General features: G+C 65.3%; 14 protein-coding genes and 1 pseudogene. 8 read left to right on the top strand and 7 right to left on the bottom strand.

Going from position 1 to position 23,629, the window contains the following annotated elements; genetic code table 11:
- Positions 1–47: 47 nt before the first annotated feature.
- Together ABD050_RS12670 and ABD050_RS12665 are read right to left on the bottom strand one after the other, a co-directional pair.
- A complete protein-coding gene (locus tag ABD050_RS12670; protein ID WP_343889723.1) occupies positions 48–1,202 on the bottom strand; it encodes an HlyD family secretion protein in 1,155 nt (384 codons plus the stop codon).
- Positions 1,199–2,860 (bottom strand): MFS transporter, encoded by a 1,662-nt coding sequence (locus tag ABD050_RS12665; RefSeq protein WP_343889722.1) that lies wholly within the window; start codon positions 2,858–2,860, stop codon positions 1,199–1,201. Before ABD050_RS12665 ends, ABD050_RS12670 begins: the two co-directional genes overlap by 4 nt.
- Positions 2,861–3,190: 330 nt before the next feature.
- Between ABD050_RS12665 and ABD050_RS12660 the strand changes: the two genes are divergently transcribed.
- The 5 genes and pseudogenes from ABD050_RS12660 to ABD050_RS12640 all read left to right on the top strand — a co-directional run.
- Positions 3,191–6,535 carry a trifunctional glycoside hydrolase family 18/polysaccharide deacetylase/glycosyltransferase family 2 protein gene (locus ABD050_RS12660; protein ID WP_343889721.1) on the top strand — a complete coding sequence of 1,115 codons (3,345 nt, stop codon included), beginning with the start codon at positions 3,191–3,193 and terminating at the stop codon, positions 6,533–6,535.
- A 36-nt stretch (positions 6,536–6,571) separates the two neighbouring features.
- A complete protein-coding gene (modA, locus tag ABD050_RS12655; protein WP_343889719.1) occupies positions 6,572–7,333 on the top strand; it encodes a molybdate ABC transporter substrate-binding protein in 762 nt (253 codons plus the stop codon).
- 15 nt (positions 7,334–7,348) lie between these two features.
- Positions 7,349–8,038 carry a molybdate ABC transporter permease subunit gene (gene modB, locus ABD050_RS12650; protein WP_343889718.1) on the top strand — a complete coding sequence of 230 codons (690 nt, stop codon included), beginning with the start codon at positions 7,349–7,351 and terminating at the stop codon, positions 8,036–8,038.
- Entirely contained in the window at positions 8,028–8,630 is a 603-nt protein-coding gene (locus ABD050_RS12645) for an ATP-binding cassette domain-containing protein (RefSeq protein ID WP_343889717.1), read from the top strand. Before modB ends, ABD050_RS12645 begins: the two co-directional genes overlap by 11 nt.
- Positions 8,631–8,682: 52 nt before the next feature.
- Positions 8,683–8,871 (top strand): annotated as a pseudogene (locus ABD050_RS12640) (SDR family oxidoreductase); the annotation flags it as partial.
- Positions 8,872–9,058: 187 nt separating this feature from the next.
- Here ABD050_RS12640 and rpoC read toward each other — a convergent pair.
- Both rpoC and rpoB read right to left on the bottom strand, forming a co-directional pair.
- A complete protein-coding gene (gene rpoC / locus ABD050_RS12635; RefSeq protein ID WP_343889716.1) occupies positions 9,059–13,330 on the bottom strand; it encodes a DNA-directed RNA polymerase subunit beta' in 4,272 nt (1,423 codons plus the stop codon).
- A 74-nt stretch (positions 13,331–13,404) separates the two neighbouring features.
- Positions 13,405–17,556, bottom strand: coding sequence for a DNA-directed RNA polymerase subunit beta (gene rpoB, locus ABD050_RS12630; protein WP_343889715.1), 4,152 nt, complete (start codon positions 17,554–17,556; stop codon positions 13,405–13,407).
- Between the two features lie 96 nt (positions 17,557–17,652).
- Between rpoB and ABD050_RS12625 the strand changes: the two genes are divergently transcribed.
- The 3 genes from ABD050_RS12625 (at position 17,653) to ABD050_RS12615 (ending at position 20,598) form a co-directional block, all read left to right on the top strand.
- A complete protein-coding gene (locus ABD050_RS12625) occupies positions 17,653–17,883 on the top strand; it encodes a hypothetical protein (RefSeq protein ID WP_343889713.1) in 231 nt (76 codons plus the stop codon).
- Positions 17,880–19,154 (top strand): hypothetical protein, encoded by a 1,275-nt coding sequence (locus ABD050_RS12620; protein WP_343889712.1) that lies wholly within the window; start codon positions 17,880–17,882, stop codon positions 19,152–19,154. The genes ABD050_RS12625 and ABD050_RS12620 overlap by 4 nt, the downstream gene beginning before the upstream one ends.
- A 133-nt stretch (positions 19,155–19,287) precedes the next feature.
- Entirely contained in the window at positions 19,288–20,598 is a 1,311-nt protein-coding gene (locus ABD050_RS12615) for a hypothetical protein (protein ID WP_343889711.1), read from the top strand.
- 427 nt (positions 20,599–21,025) lie between these two features.
- On the opposite strand, the gene ABD050_RS12610 is transcribed toward ABD050_RS12615, so the two are convergent.
- The 3 genes from ABD050_RS12610 to rplJ form a co-directional block, all read right to left on the bottom strand.
- Entirely contained in the window at positions 21,026–22,006 is a 981-nt protein-coding gene (locus ABD050_RS12610; RefSeq protein ID WP_343889710.1) for a right-handed parallel beta-helix repeat-containing protein, read from the bottom strand.
- 543 nt (positions 22,007–22,549) lie between these two features.
- On the bottom strand, positions 22,550–22,930 hold the full coding sequence (gene rplL / locus ABD050_RS12605) for a 50S ribosomal protein L7/L12 (protein ID WP_343889709.1): 381 nt from the start codon (positions 22,928–22,930) through the stop codon (positions 22,550–22,552).
- Positions 22,931–22,993: 63 nt separating this feature from the next.
- Complete coding sequence (rplJ, locus tag ABD050_RS12600) at positions 22,994–23,515, bottom strand: 50S ribosomal protein L10 (protein ID WP_343889708.1); 522 nt, start codon at positions 23,513–23,515, stop codon at positions 22,994–22,996.
- Positions 23,516–23,629 lie beyond the last annotated feature (114 nt).

Raw genomic sequence — 23,629 nt, 5'->3', positions numbered from 1 at the left:
CGCGCCTCTCCCGGCGAGAGAGGGGAAGAAGGCTCCGAACCCCATCCTCATCGCACCCTCGGCCCGCTTGACGTATCCACCTGGGCCTGCACCGACATGCCCGGCCGCAGCCGGAGTGCCAGCGGCTGCCCCGGATCGATCCGGATTCGCACGGCGATCCGCTGCGGCACCTTGGTGAAATTGCCCGTCGCATTGTCGGACTTGAGCACGGCGAATTCGGATCCCGCCGCCGGCGACAGCCGCTCGACCCGCCCGGTCAGCCGCGCATTGGCCAGCCCGTCGACGGTGAAGCTCGCCGGCTGCCCCACCGCCATGCGCGCGGTCTGCGCTTCCTTGAAATTGGCGATCACCCAGGTGTCGGGCGGCACCAGGAACATCAGTTGCGATCCGGCGGTGACATATTGCCCGACCCGCACCCCGACCTCGCTCAGCCGGCCGGGCTCAGGCGCGCGGATCACCGTGTTGTCCAGGTCGATCTGCGCCAGCTGGCGCGCCGCCTCGGCGCCGGAGAGGCCGGCCTGCTGCCCGCCGCGCCCGACCTCGACGGTGCGGATGTCCTGCCGCGCAATCTCGCGCGCCGCCTTCGCCTGCAATACGCCGGCCTGGGCCTGGCGCAGCGCAGCCAGCGTCTGGTCGCGCTCGCGCAACGAGACCGATCCGTCGGTCACGAGATCATTGACCCGGTTCATATCGGCCTGCGCGCGCAGCAACTGAGCATCGGCGTTCGCGACCGCGGCATCCTGCGCCTGAAGGCTCGCTGCGCGCGACCGCGCCGCCTGGTCTGCATTGGCGAGAGTCGCCTGCTGCGCCGAAACCGCCGCGCCCGCCTGTTCGATCCGCTGGCGATAGATGCGGTCATCGATCTTCACCAGAGGCTGGCCCATGACGACCGTGTCGAAATCGCGCACCAGCACCTGAGTCACATAGCCGCTCACCTGCGGGCTGATCACGGTGGTTCGCCCACGGACATAGGCATTGTCGGTCGACTGATAGGCATTGGCGAAGGGCGGCAACCGCCATGCCGCCAGCACCGCGATCACCCCGAGCAGCGCGACGACCGCGATCACGACCACCGTATTGCGTGAAGCTCGTGGCGGTCGCCAGCCCGTGCCGATGGGCGCGCCCAGTTCCTCTGCCGCTCGCTCCTCGGTAACCGGGACGGGATCGACCGGAGCGGCCGGCGGGATGCGGGTGTCGGTCATGACAGTGCCTCGATACGGGCCGCGCGGCGTGCGCGGAGGGAGCGGCGGATCAGCAGGAAGCCGAGATACGCGGTGGTCAGCGCTGCCAGCAGGGCAACGAGCCGGAAGGTATCGTCATAGGCGAGTACATTGGCTTCACGCGTCGCTGTCTGCGACAGCAGGGCGCCACCCTCTGCACTGCGCAACGTCGGATCGCCGACTACCCGGCCGACGCCGGCTGACCCCGCCGCCAGCCGCGCGGTCACGATCGGGTCGGTCGGGTCGATCGACTGGACGATTGCCGCGCTGTGGGCCTTCTCGGCATAGGTCTGGTACGTGCCGAGCAACGCCGCGCCGCCAAGCCCGCCGATCCCGTTGACGATCCCGAACAGCGCGATGAAGCTGATGATATGCCCGCTGCCCTCCTTCAGCGCGCGCGTCATTCCGAACAGCAGTGATGGCCCGAGGAAGAAGGTGCCGGCAAAGGCGATCACTGCCTGGGTGACGTAAAGCTGCGGCGCGCGGGTCAGGCTGGTCGACTGGCTGTCGACAAAGGCGGCGACCGCCACCAGCCCGACCGCGAGCATGATCGGGTGCGCCAGCTTTTCGACATTGAGCGTCGCCGCGCTGGCGATCACGCCGGCGACCGTGGCGAGGAAGATGATCGCGAACAGGGTGCCGAGCTGGTCGTTGTTCTGCCCGAGCGCGGTCAGCAGCCCGATCGCGCCATAGGTCTGCTCGGAGAGCACGATCCGCGCCATGACCGTCACGACCGTGAAGCGCAGGATGTCGGCACTTCCCAGCCAGCGCGTGTTGAGCAGCGGGTTCGCGCGGCCATGTTCGATCGCCAATGCGGCGGCGAGCATCGGGATCGCTGCAATCAGCGCCCAGCCGATCCACGGCGCCTCGTTCCACCAGACGATCCGCCCCTGGCCGAGCACGGCGGCGACCAGCGCGACGCCAATGGCGAACAAGGTGAAGGTCACGAAATCGAGCGGCTCGAACGCCGGCTTGCGCTCGGCCGGTGGCAGCCGGAGCAGGCTCACCGCCGCGAGCGACAGCAAGGCAAGGCCTAGCTCGAACAGATAGAGCGCGCGCCATTGCGACATCGCCAGCAGGTCGGGCGAGAACAGCCGCGCAAGTGGCGTCGCGCATTGCGGGATGCCGATCCCGATCACGATCGCCTTCAGCCGCCATTTCGCCGGCAGCGCCTGCATCATGTAATAGAGCCCGAGCGAGGAAAGCGCCGCCCCGGCCATGCCGCTCGCCGCGCGCACCAGGATCGCCGTCCCGAAATCGCGGACGAACAGATGAGCGAAGGTCAGCAGCACATAGAGGCCGAGAAAGATCATCGCGAAGGGCCGCAGCCCATATTGCTGGCGGAACTTGATCAGCAGCAGATTGATCGAGACATTGGTCATCACATAGACGGTCGGCAGCCACGCGATCTCGGCCGGATCAAGCCCGAGGGCGCCTTGCAGGGTCGTGGTGTTGACCGAGATCATCGCAGTGCCGAGCCCGCCGGTCAGCCCGACCAGCACCGAAATCGCGCCATAAGCGAGCCGCAAGCCATTCGAATGCTCGGGTGAGGCAGGTGAGCCAGGGATCACCGCCCGCTCATGGGGCGCGAAGTCCCAGCGTTCCTCGGTCAGGAAATCACGGATACGGGCGGCGAGCATCGTTACGCACTACGCATGATCGGGCGGAAAGATCATCCCGCTGATCCCTGACGCTCGGTGGCCAGGCTTGTCCGGTGCGGTTCGCCGCTCCGGAACGGGGACGATTCACTTTTGTCCGAGGAAATGCTGAACTCCTTGCCCAGTGCTGCTTGTCCGATATCTTCTTCATTCCCATCGCGAATAGTGTGGATTTTCAGCCCGGTGCCGAGGCGCCGTCCTCTTGTACGAGGCGTCGCTCGATGACAGATTTGTCATGCATCCGTGCTAGTGCGGCCACGCCGGGCCTATGATAGCGTCGTTCCAACTGTCTCCAAGGATATCGAAACCCGCATGAGCCTAGCTCCGATTTTCTACGACGCGTCCGGCAGAAGGCGGCGTCGATTCGGCTTTGCGGTCGGGGCGTTCATCCTCCTCGTGCTGCTCTCTGCGATCGCGCTCGTGGTCTCGATCGGCGCTGTGCCGCGGCCGCCGTTGCTTCCGGTCGATTCAGAGCATCCAGCGCTCACCAGATTGCCGCCGCCCCATGAGCCGTTCCTCAAGCAGACCCGGCGCGAAATCCTGCGCACCGCGCGGCTGCTGACCGGGAGCAGCCCGCGCGGCGTGCATGAGGATGCGCCGCTCGCGATCGGCTTTCATGTTCCATGGGACGAATCCAGCGCCGGCTCGCTCAGGCGCAACATCGGCGAGCTCGACTGGCTGATTCCGGGCTGGATTTCGATCACCGGCCCCAATCACACTTATACCATCTTCAAGGATCCGGCAGGCAGGGCGGCCATCAACCAGGCGCCGCACCGGCCGCTGCTCTTGCCGATGGTCTCGAATGTCATCAACGGCGATTGGGATGCACCGGGCATGGCGGCGTTGCTCCATTCCCCCGCGCTCCGGCGGAAATTGCTCGACCGGCTCGAGCCGTGGCTCGCCGCCAATGCGGCCGGCGGGGTCTTTTTCGATTTCGAGGAACTGCCGCCCGCCGCCCAGGCCGATTATCGGACCTTCCTGCGTGAAGCGAAGGCGCGATTCGGCCGGCATGGCTGGGTAGTTGCGATCGCCGTACCGGTGGGCGGGGATTCGGGATGGGACGTGAAGGCCTTCGCCGCGATCGTCGATCGCGTCTTCCTGATGGCCTATGACGAGCATGAGCTGGGTGGCCCGCCCGGCCCGATCGCCTCGCAGCAATGGTTCGAGCAGGCGGTCGCCTATGCCGCCCGCGGCGTGCCGCGCAACAAGATCGTCGTTGCGATCGGCAATTACGGCTATGACTGGCACGACAAGACCGGCGAACCGCTCGCGATCGACGAAGCCTGGCAAGCGGCGCGGGAATCGAGCGCTGTACCGGTGTTCGACCGGGTGAGCGGCAATAGCAGTTTCGCCTATGAGGAGGGCACGAGCCGGCACGATGTCTGGATGCTCGATGCCGCCTCAGCCTATAACCAGATGAAGTTCCTCGCCCGCTCCGGGATCAGCGGTGTTGCGTTATGGCGGCTCGGCTCGGAGGATCCGGGCCTGTGGACCATCTTCGGCCGCTCGCATCGGACCTTGCCCGATCCGTCCGCAATCAATTCGATTCCGCAGGGCACCGACGTCGATATCGAGCGTGGCGGAGAGATATTGAAGATCGCCTCGGTGCCCGTCGCCGGCGTGCGAAAGGCCATTACCGGCCGCGACGGCTCGATCGTCTCGGTCGATTTCACGCGGCTGCCGTCACCCTATGTCGTCGCGCGGACCGGCTACAAGCCGGGGCTGGTCGCGCTGACTTTCGACGATGGTCCCGATCCGACCTGGACTCCGCGCATCCTCGATATCCTCAAGCGCGAGCGGGTACCCGCGACCTTCTTCATCGTCGGCGAGAATGCACTGACCCAGCGGCCACTGCTCGAACGCATGGTGCGCGAGGGGCACGAGGTCGGCAGCCACACCTACACCCATCCCAATCTCGCCGGCGCGTCGGATGCCGAGACTGCATTCCAGCTCAACACAACGCAGCGCCTGTTCCAGGCGTTCACGGGCCGCTCGCTTCGCCTGTTCCGCGCGCCCTATTTCGGAGATGCCGAGCCGACCACCGCCGACGAAATCGAGCCGGCGCTGCAGGCGCAGAATCGCGGTTATATTTCGGTCGGCCTGCATGTCGATCCCGGCGACTGGAAGCGGCCCGGCGTGCAGGAGATCGTCGACCAGACGATCGCCGGCGTGCTCGCCTCGAACCCGGACCGCAGCGGCAATATCGTCCTGCTCCACGATGCCGGCGGCAACCGCGCCGAGACAGTCGAGGCGCTGCCTCAGATCATCGATCAACTGCGTGCCAAAGGCTATCAGTTCGTCCCGGTGTCGACTCTCGCCGGCATTTCCCGCGATGTTGCGATGCCGGTCATCTCAGCGAGCGATCAGGCGGTAGCCCGCGCCGACCTCTTCATTTTCGGCACGCTCGGCGCGATCGTCACCGCGCTGGGCTGGATCTTCCTGTTTGCCATCACCATCGGCATCGCCCGGGCCGTCACGCTCTCGGCGCTGGCACTGATCCAGGCCCGGCGCGAAGGGAAGACCGTCTTCCCGCCGATCGACCCGACGCGCTTCGTGACGGTGATGATCCCAGCGTTCAACGAGGAAACGGTGATCGTCCGGGCCGTGCACGGTGTGCTGGCGAGCGTCGATGTGCGGATCGAGGTGATCGTCATCGACGACGGCTCGAGCGATCGAACCAGCGAGCTTGTTCGCGAAGCCTTCGCCGACGAGCCGCGGGTGCGGCTGTTGACGCTCGAAAATGGCGGCAAGGCGCGCGCGCTCAACGAGGGGCTGAAGCTCGCGACCGGCGAGATCGTCGTCGCGCTCGATGCCGATACCCAGTTCGAGCCGGTGACGATCGCGCGGCTGGCGCGCTGGTTCGCTGACCCGGCGCTGGGCGCGGTGGCGGGCAACGCCAAGGTCGGCAACCGGGTCAACCTCGTCACCAGATGGCAGGCGCTCGAATATATCACCGCGCAGAATCTCGAACGCCGCGCGCTGGCGCGGCTGAACGCGATGACCGTGGTGCCCGGCGCGGTGGGCGCCTGGCGGCTCGCGGCGATCGAGAGTGTGGGCGGCTATCCCGACGACACCCTGGCCGAGGATCAGGACCTGACGATCGCGATCCAGCGCGCTGGATGGCGAGTCCATTATGATCAATATGCAGTCGCCTGGACTGAATCTCCCGAAAGCTTCAGCGGCCTCGCCAAGCAGCGTTTCCGCTGGGCATATGGCACGCTCCAATGCCTGTGGAAGCACCGTGCGGTAATGGCGACTGGAAAGCCTCCCGGCCTGGCACGGGTCGGGCTTCCGCAGGCGATCGTCTTCCAGATCCTGCTTGCGGCCATCTCGCCGATCATCGATCTGGCGCTGATCGTGAGCTTCGTCATGACCTGGATCGCTGTCGAGGCGCATGGCTGGGCGCAGACTCAGCATGATGTCGAGAAGATGCTGGTCTATTGGCTTGTTTTCACCGCGATTGATCTGCTCGCGGCGGTCGTCGCCTTCGCGCTCGAACGCCGCGAGAATTGGCGCCTGCTCTGGCTGCTCATCCCGCAGCGCATCGGCTATCGCCAGGTGATGTATTATGTCGTGCTGAAGGCGATCGCCCAGGCGCTGCGCGGACCGCGCGTCGGCTGGGGCAAGCTTGCGCGGACGGGACGAGTGAGCGTCTAGCGCGGTCGCTTGCCATTTACCTGAGGGCTTGAATCAATGAGACTGATCATCCGCGCGCTGGTGCTGTTGCTGGCGGTGTTTGCAGGCCCTGTCCGGGCAGCGCCTGCGCAACCACCGCTGGTGCTTGCCGCCGCCAGTCTCCAGGAATCGATGACCGCCGCTGCCGATGCCTGGTCGAGGAAAGGCCACCCGCGCCCGGTGATCTCGTTCGCGGCGTCGTCAGCGCTCGCGCGACAGGTCGAGGGGGGCGCGGGGGCCGACCTGTTCGTCTCGGCCGATGAGGAGTGGATGGACGCGCTGGCGGCAAAGGGGCTGATCGTCCCCGTCAGCCGGGTCACTTTCCTCGGCAACCGGCTGGTGGTGATCGCGCCCGCCGGGAGCAAAGCACGGATTCCGCTGAAGCCGGGTCCGCTCGCGCGGCTATTGGGCGCCGGCCCGCTGGCCATGGCGGATACCGAAAGCGTGCCGGCGGGAAAATATGGCAAGGCCGCGCTGCTGAAGCTTGGCGTCTGGGATGCGATGTCGCCCCACGTCGTTCGCGCGGAGAATGTCCGGGCAGCGCTGGCGCTGGTCGAGCGCGGCGCTGCGCCGTTCGGCATCGTCTATGCGACGGACGCCATCGCGTCGACGCGGGTGCGGATCGCGGGCGTGTTCCCTGCGGCGAGCCATCCTCCGATCGCCTACCCCATCGCGCTGCTCAAGGCCTCGACCAATCCGGAAGCTGAGGCGTTCCGGCGCTTTCTCGTGTCGCGCGAAGGCAAGGCGATCTTCGTGCGGTTCGGGTTTCTGGCGCGGTGAACATGGATTACCCCTGTGCTCACCCCTGACGAATGGACCATCGTCCTCCTGTCGTTGAAGGTCGGCACCGTCGCGATGCTGGTAACCTTGCCGATCGCCTTCGCGCTTGCCTGGATCCTCGCGCGTGCTGCCTTTCCGGGCAAGTTGCTGCTCGACGCCGTCATTCACCTTCCGCTGGTCGTTCCGCCAGTGGTGACCGGGTGGCTCCTGCTCCTCGCTTTCGCGCCGCGCGGGCTGATCGGGGGATGGCTGATGGGCTGGTTCGGGGTCTCGGTGCTGTTTCGCTGGACGGGCGCCGCGATCGCGGCGGGGGTGATGGCGCTGCCACTGATGGTACGCGCGATGCGGCTATCGATCGAGGCGGTCGACCGGCGGCTCGAAGGCGCGGCGCGCACCCTCGGCGCTGGGCCGGCGCGGGTATTCTGGACCATCACGCTGCCGCTCAGTGTGCCCGGCGTGCTGGCCGGCGCCGTGCTCGGTTTCGCGCGCTCGATCGGCGAGTTCGGCGCAACCATCACCTTCGTCTCCAACGTGCCCGGCCAGACCCAGACCCTGCCGCTGGCGATCTATTCGGCGCTCCAGCAGCCGAACGGCGATGCGATGGTGTGGCGATTGTCGGCAATCTCGGTCGCGCTGTCGCTGGCGGCGCTGCTTGCGTCCGAATTGCTCGCCAGACGCGCAGGGCGGGGGCTGCATGTCCTTTGACGTGACGCTCACGAAGCGCCTCGGCGACGCGGAGATCGCCGTTGCCTTTGCCGGCGGTGGCGGCGCGACGGTCCTGTTCGGGCCATCCGGGATCGGCAAGACAAGCATCCTCAACATGGTCGCCGGCCTGCTGACGCCCGACACCGGCCATGTGCGGATCGACGGCGATACGCTGTTCGACGCGGCGACGGGTGTCGATGTGGCGCCCGAACGCCGCCGGGCGGGATATGTCTTTCAGGAGCCGCGGCTATTTCCCCATCTGCGGGTGCGTGCCAATCTGCTCTATGGCGCGAATGAAGACTCAATTCCCGGCGAGGCGATTGCCTTTCTCGGGATCGATCATCTCCTCGATCGCTGGCCGCGCACCCTCTCGGGCGGCGAGGCGCGGCGGGTGGCGATCGGCCGGGCGCTGCTCAGCAACCCGCGATTCCTGCTGCTCGACGAGCCCCTCTCGTCGCTCGACCGGGCGCGGCGCGAAGAGGTGATTCAGACCATCGAATATATCCGCGACATCCGCAAACTGCCGATCCTGATGGTCACCCATGATGCAGCGGAAGCGGAGCGGATCGGCACGCGGATCGTGGCGATGTAAGGACCCGGACGCGCCGCCGCGGGTTATTGCGTCTCCACTCAGGCAGGAGGCGATGATGGGCGACGCAGTGCTGAAGGATCCGACCAGGGGCTTCCCCAAGCCGCCCTTCGAACGTCAGACCCAGCCCTGGCCTGGGCTCGCCCGCGAGATGAAGCCCCGGCCCGATCATGGCGAGGAGAGCTACAAGGGATCGGGGCGGCTCTCGGGGCGCAAGGCGCTGATCACCGGGGGCGATTCCGGGGGTGCCTGACCCGCAAGCAATGGGCCGACAAGGGCATCAGTTTCGACGTGAAGTAAGCGCCATCGTCAATTCTCGAAGGCCCTGTCCGCCGTGTCGGGCAGGGCTTTTCAGTGCGTGATGGCCAGTAAAAAGCCGCCGTCCGGATATCCGGACGGCGGCCTTTTCATGTCGGTACTGAACGGCTGGATCAGCTGTTCAGATACTCGCCGGCATCCTCGTCGGTGCCGTGGCCCGACGGGGTGACGGTCGCGAGCGCGTCGCTGCCCGTGTCGTCGCGAACGTCGCGGGTCAGTTCAGCTGCCCGTTCTTCGGCGGCCGAATTCGGAGCGACGAGCGCCACCTCGGCGAGCCGCCGCTGCTGGACCCGGAGCGCCGCGTCGCGGCTGGACGCTGCGACCCGGAGGCGGTTCATGCCGGCGCCGGTGCCTGCCGGGATCAGCCGGCCGACAATGACGTTCTCCTTGAGGCCGATCAGCTGGTCCTGCTTGCCCTGGACCGCCGCCTCGGTGAGGACGCGGGTGGTCTCCTGGAACGACGCCGCCGAGATGAAGCTGCGGGTCTGCAGCGACGCCTTGGTGATGCCGAGCAGGACAGGCTTGCCCTGTGCACGGGCCTGCTTCTTGTCGAGCTTCGAGTTGATGTCGTCCATCTCGTCGCGATCGACCTGCTCGCCGGCCAGCAGCGTGGTGTCGCCGCCGTCAGTGATCTCGACCTTCTGCAGCATCTGGCGAACGATCACCTCGATGTGCTTGTCGTTGATCTTCACGCCCTGGAGCCGATAGACTTCCTGGATTTCCGACACGAGATATTCAGCGAGCGGCTCGATGCCGAGCACCTCGAGAATGTCGTGCGGATCGGGCGAGCCGCCGATCAGATTGTCGCCGCGCTTGACGTAATCGCCTTCCTGGACGTCGATCACCTTCGACTTCGGCACCAGATACTCGACGACCTCGCCGCCATCCTCGGGCTGAATGCCGATCTTGCGCTTGGCCTTATAGTCCTTGCCGAACACGACACGGCCCGAGACCTTCGCGATGATCGCATTCTCCTTCGGCTTGCGTGCCTCGAACAGCTCGGCCACCCGCGGCAGACCGCCGGTGATGTCGCGGGTCTTGGCAGCCTCGCGGGAGACACGAGCGAGCACGTCGCCGCCCGAAACCTGCGCGCCGTCCTCGACCGAGAGCGTTGCACCCGGTGCGAGCATGTAGCGGCCGGCTTCGCCCGAGCCCGAGTCGAGCAGGGTCAGGCGCGGACGCAGATCCTCCTTCGACTTGGTCGCGGCACGATATTCGACGACGACGCGCTGCGAGATGCCGGTCGCTTCATCGGCCTGCTCGGTGAGCGTCTTGCCCTCGATCAGGTCGACATATTTCACGATGCCGGGATTCTCGGTGATCACCGGCATGGTGAACGGATCCCATTCCGCCATGCGGTCGCCCTTGGTGACGATATGGCCGTCGTCGAACAGGACATAGGCACCATAGGGGATGCGGTGCACCGCCCGCTCGCGCCCGTCCATGTCGACGATCGCGAGCTCGCCCGACCGGCTCAGCACGACGCGGCGGCCGCGCTGATCCATGATGATGCGAAGATCGCGATACTCCATCGTCCCGTCGGCAACCGCCTCGAGGTTCGACTGCTCGTTGAGCTGCGCCGCGCCGCCGATGTGGAAGGTCCGCATCGTCAGCTGGGTGCCAGGCTCGCCGATCGACTGAGCGGCGATGACGCCGACAGCCTCACCGATGTTCACCGGCGTGCCGCGGGCCAGATCGCGGCCGTAGCACTTGCCGCAGACACCGATCTTCGTCTCGCAGACCAGCGGGCTGCGGATCTTGCACGACTGGGTGCCGAGCGCTTCGATCTTCGTGATCATCGGCTCGTCGAGCAGGGTGCCCGATGGGATGACGACCTCGTTGGTCTTCGGATCGATGATGTCCTCGGCCGTGGTGCGGCCCAGGATACGCTCGCCGAGCGATGCGATGGTCGAGCCGCCCTGAACGATCGCGCGCATCTCGAGCGCACGCTCGGTGCCGCAATCATTCTCGATGATGACGCAATCCTGCGACACATCGACCAGACGGCGGGTGAGGTAGCCGGAGTTGGCGGTCTTCAACGCCGTATCCGCGAGGCCCTTGCGGGCGCCGTGGGTGGAGTTGAAATATTCAAGGACGGTCAGGCCTTCCTTGAAGTTCGAGATGATCGGCGTTTCGATGATCTCGCCCGACGGCTTGGCCATGAGGCCGCGCATACCGGCAAGCTGCTTGATCTGCGCCTGCGAACCGCGGGCACCCGAGTGCGCCATCATGTAGATCGAGTTGATCGGGGCTTCGCGGCCGTTCGGCAGCTTCTTCACCGACTTGATCTCGTCCATCATGGCGTTCGCGACCTGGTCGCCGCAACGGCTCCAGGCGTCGATCACCTTGTTGTACTTCTCCTGCTGCGTGATCAGGCCGTCCTGATATTGCTGCTCGAAGTCCTTCACCAGGGCGCGGGTCTCATCGACCAGCGGAACCTTGGCGTCCGGAATGATCATGTCGTCCTTGCCGAACGAGATGCCTGCCTTGAACGCGTGCTTGAAGCCGAGCGCCATGATCGCGTCAGCGAACAGCACGGTCTCCTTCTGGCCGGTGTGGCGATAGACCTCGTCGATCACGTCGCCCACATCCTTCTTGGTGAGGAGGCGGTTGACGGTGTCGAACGGCACCTTCGAGCTCTTCGGGAGACACTCGCCGAGCAGCATGCGGCCCGGGGTGGTCTCATAGCGCTTGAGGTACTGCTCGCCCTTCTCGTCGGTCTGCGGAACACGGCTGATGATCTTGGTGTGGAGCGTCACCGCACCCGCCTCGATCGCCTGATGGACCTCGGACATGTCGGAGATCATCATGCCCTGGCCGGGCTCATCCTCCTTCATCATCGAGAGGTAATAGAGACCGAGCACCATGTCCTGGGACGGCACGATGATCGGCTTGCCGTTGGCGGGCGAGAGGATGTTGTTGGTCGACATCATCAGCACGCGCGCTTCGAGCTGGGCCTCGAGGCTCAGCGGGACGTGAACGGCCATCTGGTCACCGTCGAAGTCGGCGTTGAAGGCCGAGCAGACCAGCGGGTGAAGCTGGATCGCCTTGCCCTCGATCAGCACGGGCTCGAATGCCTGGATGCCGAGACGGTGAAGCGTCGGCGCGCGGTTGAGCATGACCGGGTGCTCGCGAATGACTTCGTCGAGAATGTCCCAGACTTCCTTGCGCTCCTTCTCGACCCACTTCTTGGCCTGCTTCAGGGTCATGGAGAGACCCTTGGCGTCAAGGCGGGCGTAGATGAACGGCTTGAACAGCTCGAGCGCCATCTTCTTCGGCAGGCCGCACTGATGCAGCTTGAGCTCGGGACCGGTCACGATGACCGAACGGCCCGAATAGTCGACGCGCTTGCCGAGCAGATTCTGGCGGAAGCGGCCCTGCTTGCCCTTGAGCATGTCGGACAGCGACTTCAGCGGACGCTTGTTGGCGCCGGTGATCGTGCGGCCGCGGCGGCCGTTATCGAACAGGGCGTCGACGGCTTCCTGCAGCATGCGCTTTTCGTTGCGGACGATGATGTCCGGCGCGCGCAGCTCCATCAGCCGCTTCAGGCGGTTGTTGCGATTGATCACGCGGCGATACAGATCGTTGAGATCCGACGTCGCGAAGCGGCCGCCGTCCAGCGGCACCAGCGGGCGCAGCTCGGGCGGGATGACCGGTACGACCTCGAGGATCATCCATTCCGGGCGGTTGCCCGAATCGATGAAGCTCTCGACGACCTTCAGCCGCTTGATGATCTTCTTCGGCTTCAGCTCGGACTTGGTGACCGCGAGCTCTTCGAGCAGGTCCTTGCGCTCGCCCTCGAGATCGAGGCTCTCGAGCATGATGCGGACCGCTTCGGCGCCGATGCCGGCCGAGAACGCGTCCTCGCCATATTCATCCTGCGCGTCGAGCAGCTCGTCCTCGGTGAGGAGCTGATACTTCTCGAGCGGGGTGAGACCCGGCTCGATGACGATATACGCCTCGAAGTACAGCACGCGCTCGAGCTGCTTGAGCTGCATGTCGAGCAGCAGGCCGATGCGCGACGGCAGCGACTTCAGGAACCAGATATGCGCGACCGGCGCGGCGAGCTCGATATGGCCCATCCGCTCGCGGCGGACCTTCGAGACGGTGACCTCGACGCCGCACTTCTCGCAGACAATGCCCTTGTACTTCATGCGCTTGTACTTGCCGCACAGGCACTCGTAATCCTTGATCGGACCGAAGATGCGCGCGCAGAACAGGCCGTCACGCTCGGGCTTGAACGTGCGGTAGTTGATGGTTTCCGGCTTCTTGATCTCGCCGAAGCTCCACGAGCGGATGCGGTCAGGCGACGCGATACCGATCTGGATCTGGTCGAAAGTCTCGGTCTTGGCGACCGGATTGGCGAAGTTGGTCAGTTCGTTCATGTCTCAATTCCCTCCAGGGAAAAATTCTGTGCGTGCGGGGGAGGGGGCGCTGCCCGAAAGCAGCGCCCGATCCATCATTCCGCCGCGATCGCGACGCCGTCCGAGTCGAACTGCTCGACGCTCTTCAGCTCGACGTTCAGGCCCAGCGACCGCATTTCCTTGACCAGCACGTTGAAGCTCTCGGGGATGCCGGCCTCGAAGGTGTCGTCACCCTTGACGATCGCCTCATAGACCTTGGTGCGGCCGACCACGTCGTCGGACTTCACCGTCAGCATTTCCTGCAGCGTGTAGGCGGCGCCGTAGGCCTGGAGCGCCCAGACCTCCATTTCGCCGAAGCGCTGCCCGCCGAACTGGGCCTTGCCGCCCAGCGGCTGCTGGGTGACGAGGCTGTACGGCCCGATCGAGCGCGCGTGGATCTTGTCGTCCACGAGATGGTGAAGCTTGAGCATATAGATATACCCAACCGTCACCTTGCGATCGAACTGGTCGCCGGTCCGGCCGTCGAACAGGTCCGACTGCCCCGAGGTGTCGAGCCCGGCGAGCGTGAGCATCGCCGAAACGTCAGCCTCACGGGCGCCATCGAACACCGGCGTCGCCATCGGCACGCCGCCCTTCAGATTCTCGGCGAGATCGATGATCTCCTCCGCCGTCCGGGCTTCGATCTCGGCATGATATTGCTCGCCATACACCGTCTTCAGGCGATCGCGGACCACTTCGGGCATCTGGCCAGGCTTGGCGTCCGGATTGGCTTCGCGCCAATCCTCGAGCGCCTGGGCGATCTGGCCGCCAAGGCCGCGCGCGGCCCAGCCGAGATGAGTCTCGAAGATCTGACCGACGTTCATGCGCGACGGCACGCCCAGCGGGTTGAGCACGAGATCGACCGGCGTCCCGTCGGCGAGGAACGGCATGTCCTCGGCCGGAAGGATGCGGCTGATGACGCCCTTGTTGCCGTGACGGCCAGCCATCTTGTCGCCCGGCTGCAGCTTGCGCTTCACCGCGACGAAGACCTTGACCATCTTGAGCACGCCCGGCGGGAGCTCGTCGCCCCGCTCAAGCTTCTCGCGACGATCGTGGAACTTGTCGGTGATCAGCTTCACCGCATCGTCATACTGGGTCTTGACCGCTTCGAGGTCGCTCTGGACCTTGTCGTCGGCGACGGCGAACTTCCACCACTCATGGCGGTCGACGCTGTCGAGAAGGTCGGTGTCGATGACGACGCCCTTCTTCAGGCCCTTGGGTGCCGCGGTTGCGGTCTGGCCGAGCAGCATCTCGCGAAGCCGCGACCAGGTGGCGCGGTTCACGATCGAGCGTTCGTCGTCCGAGTCCTTCTTCAGGCGCTCGATCTCCTCGCGCTCGATGGCCATCGCGCGCTCGTCCTTGTCGATGCCGTGGCGGTTGAACACCCGGACTTCGACGACGGTGCCGGCAACGCCCGGCGGCAGGCGGAGCGAGGTATCGCGCACGTCCGACGCCTTCTCGCCGAAGATGGCGCGAAGGAGCTTTTCCTCAGGCGTCATCGGCGATTCACCCTTGGGGGTGATCTTGCCGGCCAGAATGTCGCCCGGCTCAACCTCGGCGCCGATATAGACGATGCCAGCCTCGTCGAGGTTGCGGAGCGCTTCCTCGCCGACGTTCGGAATGTCGCGGGTGATGTCTTCCGGCCCGAGCTTGGTGTCGCGCGCCATGACTTCGAATTCCTCGATATGGATCGAGGTGAAGACGTCGTCCTTCACGATGCGCTCGGAGATGAGGATCGAATCCTCATAATTGTAGCCGTTCCAGGGCATGAACGCGACGAGCGCGTTGCGGCCAAGCGCCAGCTCGCCGAACTCGGTCGACGGGCCGTCGGCGATGATGTCGCCGGCGCTGACCACTTCGCCCACCTTCACCAGCGGACGCTGGTTGATGCAGGTGTTCTGGTTGGAGCGCTGGAACTTCATCAGCGTGTAGATGTCGACGCCCGACTGGCCGGCCTCGACCTCGCCCGTGGCGCGGACCACGATACGCGCCGCGTCGACCTGGTCGACGATGCCCGAGCGCTTGGCCGAGATCGCGGCGCCCGAATCGCGCGCAACGGTCTCTTCCATGCCGGTGCCGACGAACGGCGCCTCGGCGCGCACCAGCGGCACTGCCTGGCGCTGCATGTTCGAGCCCATCAGCGCGCGGTTGGCGTCATCGTTTTCCAGGAACGGAATGAGCGATGCCGCGACCGAGACGAGCTGCTTGGGGCTGACGTCCATCAGCGTGATGTTGTCAGGGATCGCCATCAGGAATTCACCTGCCTGACGCGACGATACCAGATCCTCGACGAAGCCCTTGGTCTCGTCGAGCTCGGCGTTGGCCTGAGCGATCGTGTGCTTGGCCTCTTCCATCGCCGACAGATAGACGACGTCGTCGGTGACCTTGTGGTCGACGACCTTGCGGTAGGGTGTCTCGATGAAGCCGTATTTGTTGACGCGGCTGAAGCTGGCGAGCGAGTTGATCAGGCCGATGTTCGGGCCTTCCGGCGTCTCGATCGGGCAGATGCGGCCATAATGGGTCGGATGAACGTCGCGGACTTCGAAGCCGGCGCGCTCCCGGGTGAGACCGCCCGGCCCGAGCGCCGACACGCGACGCTTGTGCGTCACTTCGGAGAGCGGGTTGGTCTGATCCATGAACTGCGAGAGCTGCGAGGACCCGAAGAATTCGCGGACCGCGGCGACCGCTGGCTTGGCGTTGATCAGGTCGTTCGGCATCACGGTCGACACATCGACCGAGGACATGCGCTCCTTCACGGCGCGTTCCATGCGGAGCAGGCCGACGCGGTACTGGTTCTCGAGCAGCTCGCCGACCGACCGCACGCGGCGGTTGCCGAGATTGTCGATGTCGTCGATTTCGCCCTTGCCGTCCTTCAGGTCGACAAGCGTCTTCACCACCGCAAGGATATCCTCGGTGCGGAGCGTGGTGACGGTGTCCTCGACGTCGAGATCGAGGCGCATGTTGAGCTTGACGCGGCCGACGGCCGACAGGTCGTAGCGGTCGGGATCGAAGAACAGGCCGCTGAACAGCGACTCAGCCGTCTCGAGCGTCGGCGGCTCGCCGGGGCGCATCACGCGGTAGATGTCGGACAGTGCCTGCTCGCGCTCCTCGGCCTTGTCGGCCTTGAGCGTGTTGCGGATCCACGGGCCGGTCGCGACATGATCGATGTCGAGCAGCTCGATCCGGTCGATGCCGGCCTTGTCGAGCAGTTCGAGATTCTCGCCCGACACTTCGTCGCCGGCCTCGATATAGATCTCGCCGGTGGCTTCGTTGATCAGGTCATAGGCCGAATAGCGGCCGAAGATTTCCTCGGTCGGGATCAGCAGGTCGACCAGGCCGTCCTTGGCTGCCTTGTTGGCGGCGCGGGGGGAAATCTTCTGGCCCGACGGGAATACGACTTCGCCGGTCTTCGCATCGATGATGTCGAACATCGGCTTCTGGCCGCGCCAGTTCTCGGGCTGGAACGGAATGATCCAGCCGCCCTGGCCGCGGACGAAGGTCACGCGGTTGTAGAAATAGTTGAGGATCTCTTCCGAGGTCAGGCCGAGCGCATAGAGCAATGCCGTGACCGGCAGCTTGCGCTTGCGGTCGATACGGACGTTGACGATGTCCTTGGCGTCGAACTCGAAATCGAGCCACGAACCGCGATACGGAATGACACGGGCGGCGAAGAGATACTTGCCCGAGGCATGGGTCTTGCCGCGGTCATGATCGAACAGGACGCCCGGCGAACGGTGCATCTGCGAGACGATCACGCGCTCGGTGCCGTTGATGATGAAGGTGCCGTTCTGCGTCATGAGCGGCATGTCGCCCATGTAAACGTCCTGCTCCTTGATATCGAGGACCGACCGGGCCTCGGTATCGGCATCGACCTCGAACACGATCAGGCGCAGCGTGACGCGCATCGGCGCGGCATAGGTGATGCCGCGCTGGCGGCACTCGTCAGTGTCGAACTTGGGGGGCTCGAGCTCGTAGTTCACGAAGTCGAGCTCGGCGGTGCCGGCGAAATCGCGGATCGGGAAGACCGAGCGCAGCGTCTTTTCCAGGCCGGACACATAGCCGATCGAGGGATCCGACCGCAGGAACTGTTCGTAGGATTCGCGCTGAACCTCGATCAGGTTCGGCATCTGCACCACTTCGTGGATATTGCCGAACACCTTGCGGATGCGGCGCTTGGCAGTGCCGCCCTCGATTGCCTTGGTCGCCATGGAGTTTATTGCCCTATCAGCCAGAAATCATGCCCGGAATCCACCGGGCGGGCACGCATAAAGACGCAAAAAGCCGCGCATCCTCCTCAGCGGAAAATGGCAGCTTCGAGCGTCTTTGAAACCACATCCTCCAATACGATCGACATGCTGCGCGACGGCACGTCATTTCCCGAAAGCTGTGGTGAGGAAGGCGATATAGGGAGCGTGTCGGAGCCTGTCAATTCGTCCGAAACATTTCGCTTTATCGACGCGCCGCAACGCCTCGGCCCGATTCCGAGCGCGACGCGGGTCCGATTGCGGGTTCCCTTCATTGAGTCCCCGTTATGAAAAGCAATCGCACCCCAAATCGCCGCGCGTTCGCCGCGCTCATCCCAGCCACCCTGCTGCTTGCAGCGCCGGGCCTTGCGCAGGAGGTGCCGACCGCCGCGCCACCGCCAGCGACGCAGACGGTAGCGCCGCCGCCGGTGGTGCCGACCCTCCCGCCGGAGACGATCACGGCCGCGCCGTCGGCGGCCGCGCCCTCGGTGACACCTGTCGACGAAAGCCCCGCCGCCCGGGCGCCGGCACGCACCGTCCGGACCGCTCACGCAGCGGCGCGCCCCGTTCGTGCGACCCGGACACCCGTCCCGGCAGAGGTCGCGCCGGCCCCGGCCGCCGTCACACCCGCGCCTGCCGAAGTGACCCCGGCGCCGGTGACCCCGGCTCCTGTCGAAGCCGCCGCGCCAGCGCCGGCGCCTGCCGCGACCACTGAAGCCACGACGACGACCGAAAGCGCGCCGTTATGGCCGTGGCTCGTCGGCCTGCTCGTCGTGCTCGGCGCGATCGGCCTGTTCATGATGCGCCGTCGCCGCCCGCTTGTGGACGAAGAGTATCATGACCAGCGAGTCTATGAAGAGCCAGTGGTCGCCGACGCTTATGTCGCGCCGCCGGCGCCCCTCGCCGCCGAGGGACCGGCTTTCGCGCCGGCCGCGGCGCCGCAGTTCCTGCGTACCGCGCCGCTTGCCGCCGCCAGCGACGCGCCGGCACCCCTTGCCAATGAAGACGCGGCCCTGGCAACGCCCGAAGCCGAGGAAGTGGCTGGACTGACCGCCGGCGACGCGCCCGTTGCCGACCGGCCATGGCTCGAATTCGCGCTTCGCCCCGTCCGTGCCGGTGTCAGTGCCGACGAGGCGCTGGTCGAATTCGAACTGACCGTCGGCAATGCCGGGTCGGTCAAGGCGAAGGATGTTCGCATCTCGACCTTCATGTTTGCCGCAGAGCCCGGGACCAGCGCCGAGATGGACCAGATGCTGATCGATCGCGGCGCCGACGGCGTGCCGCCGATCACGATCGAGCCGGGCGAAGGGACGCGTATCGACGCCACGCTCGCGCTACCCAAAGCGGACCTCATCGAGTCGACCAATGGCGCCATCCTGCCCGTCGTCGTCGCTGATGCCCGCTATACGCTGGCGGACGGTAGCGAGGGACGCACATCGGCATCGTTCACCATCGGCGTGAGTGAGGAGGGGACTCCAGCCATGTCGCCCATCTCGCTTGGTGCTCGCGGGATGCATGACGAGGTCGAGGCGCGTCTCTACGGCGTTCCCGAACACGCCTGAACTCTGACGTGAACGCCGGGCCCGCCCTCCACCAGGAGGGCGGGCCCGGTCGCGTCGGCGGACCGGCTCGCCTTACCGCTCATCCTTGTCGTATCGCGTTCAGAAATGTCGCGCTAAAGGGCCTCCTGTGGGGATGATCACAAAGCTTACCGCTCGCCGCATGCGGGCCTGTTCGGTCCTGATGCTCGGCATCGCGACCACGGCCGCCTGGGCCCAAAACAGCCAGACACCGGCCCCGGCGCCGACCCTGATTCCGGGACTCGAGCATTTCAGTTTGCCGCCCGGCCCCGGTACGCAGCCGACGCGCCCGACCCTGCCGCCGCCGGTTGTTCGCACGGTGCCGACGCCGACGCCGAGCCCAACCCCGGCACCAACCAGAACCCCCGCGGTTTCGCGCCCGACTGCGACGCCGAGGGCGGCCCCGACCCAGTCAGTGCCGCCCCCCCTTGCCCAGCCCAGGGCGGTGCCGAGCTCAACGCCCGTCGTTACACCGACCCCAGTGCCGACCGAGGCGCCCGCCACCGAGCCGCTGCCGCCGGCAGCGGAACCGCCGCCGATCGAGCCGCTGCCGCCCGCTCCGGCCGCGACCCCCGAGCCCGAAATGGATCACGGGTACCGCCTGACCGGCTGGCAGGCGATCGCGGCGATCGCCGGTGGGGCCGCGACATTGTTCCTGCTGGGATGGCTGACCTTCCTCTATCTGCGGCGACGCGAGGAGGTACTCGACGAAGGCGAGCCCGAGCGGCGGGCGCATGCCACATTCGATCTTCTGGCAGGGGATTGGCCGCAGGTGGTGCCGACCGCATCCGAACCGTCACCACCGCCACCGCCACCGCCACCCGTATCATCGCCACCGCCGTCACCGCCACCGCCGTCACCGCCACCCGCATCATCACCGCCACCGCCACCGCCGTCTTTCCTGTCGCCGACGGCCATGGCGTCGGCACGGGCGACGCTCGACGTCGAGTTCAAGCCCAAGCGCGCCGGCACCAACCTGCTGAGTGCCGCAGTCGAGTATGAGATTTCAGTGGCCAACTCCGGCGAGACGACAGCGCGCGCGGTCAAGGCCGATGTCCGGATATTGAGTGCCGGTGCTGAACAGGATGCGATCCTCCGGGCCCTGTTCGCCGGCCCGATCGAGAAGCCGGCGACCGCCCCGTTCGATCTGCCGCCGGGCGAGACGGCAACTCTTGGCGGCATGGCGATGATGCCGAAGGAAACGCTGAGCGTGATGACGGTCGAGGGCAGGGCGTTGTTCGTGCCGGTGCTTGCGATCAACCTCCTCTATGAATGGGAAGGTGGATCGGGGCAGACCGCGACCTCGTACGTCATCGGGATCGATCGCGGCGAGGGAGCCAAGCTGGCGCCATTCCGCCTCGATGGCGCTTCCCGGATGCGCGACGACATCAGCCGGATTCCCTATACGGTCTCGGCGCGGCGCTGACGCCGGGTTCCGACCTGGATCCGGGATTTTCCGCTGTTCTGCGCTGTTCTTGCGGAAATTATTTTTCCGCCGCTGTTATGTTGGATTTTGCGTTCGATTTTCCTGATTATTATCAGTAGTTTATCGGCAATCCCGCTGTTATCGAATAACAGCGAAATAACAGCGGGGGAACAGCGACGATATCAGCGGGAGGAACAGCGAGGAACAGCGGGAAACAGCGGGCCTGTTGGAATGGCAGCGCCGCCAGCTGGAAAAACCGGTCATGTCAAAGAGCGCGGCGACGGGCCGTCCGTCTGCTCACTCGCATGATCTTCGCTATAGTTGAATTGACCAGACCTCGGCGACAGGCCGGACCCAAGGCGCGGCGCCCGATCCCAATAGAGACGGTCCTGCCGGGGCGATGACGCCCCGGCAGGTCCCGCTTGGGTTATTTCTGAACCACCGACGTCGTCGGGAGGCCGGGATTGCCGGCATCCGGGCCGAGCCGGTTGTTGGTGAACGACTGGATCGTACCGCCGCCCGATGTCTTCAAGCCCTGGCCATTGGCATAGATGCCCGAATTGGAAACCCGGACGGTCGCGCCCACCAGAGCGGCAATGCCGATATTGGTATTGCCGGCGATGGTCGCGCCATCGACGTTGACTGTCTCGCCAATCGTCCCGCCAACCGAGTTGGCTTCGATACCGCGCCCATAATTATACGAAATATTGCTGTGGATCACGGTAGCGGTGGCGCCGTCATTGACTTCGAGGCCGACATTCGTGTCGGAAATCGTCACATTGTCCAGGATGGCGCCGATGGCGACGGCCCCGGAGGAGGTGAGCTGGACTCCGTTGCCCAGCGTGTTGGAGATAAAGACATCCTTCATCACCAGCTTCGCGCCGACGCTCGCCGTGCTTGGCTCGAAGCTGACGGCAGGAACGCCGCCGGTGCCCTGGTTGTTGATGAGGACATTCTGCATCGTCAGCGATTTCCCGCTGAGGAAGCGCACCGCATAGGTGCCGACCGTGACGCCGGCGCCATCGATGTTGAGGTTGCGGAGATATACCTTGATGGTGGGCGCCGTTCCCCCGTTCGGATCGTTGATGATCACGCCCGGAACCCCGGAATTCAGGATGCCGCCGGCCGAACCGCCTTCGCCCTCGGCGCAATCGAGCGTGATCGATTTGGTGATGGTGACCGAACCGAACCCGCCCGGATCGAGGCAGTCGATCTCGCCGCCAGCCGCTGTCTTGGAGATTGCGCCCGCCCATGTCTTGCACGGCGCTGTGCGGCTGCAGGGATTCGCATCATCGCCGACACCTGAAATCCAGGTGCGAGTCGCCTGCGCGCTGGCCGGTGCAGCGAAGCACAGGCTGAAGAGCAATGCGCTCACGGCAATGCCCAGCATCTTGATCAATCTAGTCATGGACCTACGTCCTCCCCGTTGAAGCAATCCCGATCAGTGAAAAACGCGACCCCGATACAGACAAACGTAGAGCGCCGCTTCTCGCAGCAGAAACCGTTCGCGATGAATCAATTACCGTAATTCGGCGCTTCGGGCCAATGAAAAGGAGTCCCGGGCGGGGCCTGTGAAGATACGTTTGCCTATATAAAAGAGAGGGGCGGCACCTCGCGGTGCCGCCTTCTCGCTCATTCCGGCTATCTGCTTCGGCAGGGCGAAGAAGATCCGTTCGGCAGGAGCGAAGTGACGCAAACGACATCGCCGGATCCGGCCGGTTCGGCTTCCGGCGAAGTCACGCCTTATTGCCTGGCGCGAGGGATCGGCCTTCCGTTGACGCCGTCATTGCCCGCATCGGGACCGGGCCGGTTATTCGCGGACGAATAGATCACGGCATTTCTCGTGCGGAGACGATCTCCGGCGGGCAAAGAGAAAGGGCGGCGCCTCGCGGCACCGCCCTCTTTGTCTCGAATGACTTGATCGAATGACCAGGCCCCGAAGGGCCTGAAATCACTTGATCTCGACAGTCGCGCCAGCTTCTTCGAGCTGCTTCTTGATCTTCTCGGCCTCGTCCTTCGAGACGCCTTCCTTGACGGCCTTGGGAGCCGACTCGACGAGCGTCTTGGCTTCGGTCAGGCCGAGCTGCGTGATCGCACGCACTTCCTTGATGACGTTGATCTTCTTGCCACCGTCGCCGGTGAGGATCACGTCGAACTCGGTCTGCTCTTCAGCAGCCGGGGCAGCGGCGCCACCACCAGCGGCCGGGCCGGCAACGGCGACGGCAGCGGCGGCGGAAACGCCCCACTTCTCTTCGAGCAGCTTGGAAAGGTCGGCCGCCTCGAGGACGGTCAGGGCGCTCAGCTGGTCAACCAGCGCGTTCAGGTCTGCCATGATATATTCTCCGTATCGGGCGATCTCGCCCGGGGTTCAGTTCAAAAGTCTTGATGCCTGGGGTCAGGCAGCTTCCTTGTCCTTGTCGGCATAGGCCATGAGCACGCGGGCGAGCTGCGCCGCAGGAGCCTGGGTGACCGTCGCGAGCTTGGTTGCGGGTGCAACCAGGAGGCCCAGGATCTTGGCACGCAGTTCATCCAGCGAGGGCAGCGTTGCGAGCGCCTTCACGCCTTCGACGTCGAGGACGGTCGCGCCCATCGATCCACCGACGATTTCGAACTTGTCGTTCGTCTTCGCGAAATCGACCGCAACCTTGGCTGCAGCGACCGGATCGATCGAGGTGGCAAGGCCTACCGGCCCGGTGAGCAGATCGCCCAGCGAGAGATAGTCAGTGCCGTCGAGCGCGATCTTGGCAAGCTTGTTCTTCGAGACCTTATAGGTCGCGCCGGCGTCACGCATCTTGTTCCGCAGCACAGTTGACTGTGCGACGGTGAGACCGAGGTTGCGGGTGACGACCACCACGCCGACCTCGGAAAAGGTGCGGTTCAGCTCGGCGACGAACTCGGCCTTTTGAGCACGATCCATGCCATTCTCCACGTTTTTGATCCGCGCGCCGAAGCGATCGGATCGGTTAAACCGGAGGCGCAGACTTCCCGCGCATCCGGGTTGTCCGTCGATTGGGGCATGGGAACTGACCGC

The sequence above is a fragment of the Sphingomonas oligophenolica genome (assembly GCF_039522915.1).
GTDB classification, from domain to species: domain Bacteria; phylum Pseudomonadota; class Alphaproteobacteria; order Sphingomonadales; family Sphingomonadaceae; genus Sphingomonas; species Sphingomonas oligophenolica.
Note: the sequence above shows the minus strand (reverse complement) of the source record. Positions and strands in the feature narration are given on the sequence as shown.

Coding starts and splice junctions, on each gene's coding strand:
- ABD050_RS12670 (WP_343889723.1), bottom strand. CDS start 1,202: ATGACCGACACCCGCATCCCGCCGGCCGCTCCGGTCGATCCCGTCCCG.
- ABD050_RS12665 (WP_343889722.1), bottom strand. CDS start 2,860: ATGCTCGCCGCCCGTATCCGTGATTTCCTGACCGAGGAACGCTGGGAC.
- ABD050_RS12660 (WP_343889721.1), top strand. CDS start 3,191: ATGAGCCTAGCTCCGATTTTCTACGACGCGTCCGGCAGAAGGCGGCGT.
- modA (WP_343889719.1), top strand. CDS start 6,572: ATGAGACTGATCATCCGCGCGCTGGTGCTGTTGCTGGCGGTGTTTGCA.
- ABD050_RS12645 (WP_343889717.1), top strand. CDS start 8,028: ATGTCCTTTGACGTGACGCTCACGAAGCGCCTCGGCGACGCGGAGATC.
- rpoC (WP_343889716.1), bottom strand. CDS start 13,330: ATGAACGAACTGACCAACTTCGCCAATCCGGTCGCCAAGACCGAGACT.
- rpoB (WP_343889715.1), bottom strand. CDS start 17,556: ATGGCGACCAAGGCAATCGAGGGCGGCACTGCCAAGCGCCGCATCCGC.
- ABD050_RS12625 (WP_343889713.1), top strand. CDS start 17,653: ATGGCAGCTTCGAGCGTCTTTGAAACCACATCCTCCAATACGATCGAC.
- ABD050_RS12620 (WP_343889712.1), top strand. CDS start 17,880: ATGAAAAGCAATCGCACCCCAAATCGCCGCGCGTTCGCCGCGCTCATC.
- ABD050_RS12615 (WP_343889711.1), top strand. CDS start 19,288: ATGATCACAAAGCTTACCGCTCGCCGCATGCGGGCCTGTTCGGTCCTG.
- ABD050_RS12610 (WP_343889710.1), bottom strand. CDS start 22,006: ATGACTAGATTGATCAAGATGCTGGGCATTGCCGTGAGCGCATTGCTC.
- rplL (WP_343889709.1), bottom strand. CDS start 22,930: ATGGCAGACCTGAACGCGCTGGTTGACCAGCTGAGCGCCCTGACCGTC.
- rplJ (WP_343889708.1), bottom strand. CDS start 23,515: ATGGATCGTGCTCAAAAGGCCGAGTTCGTCGCCGAGCTGAACCGCACC.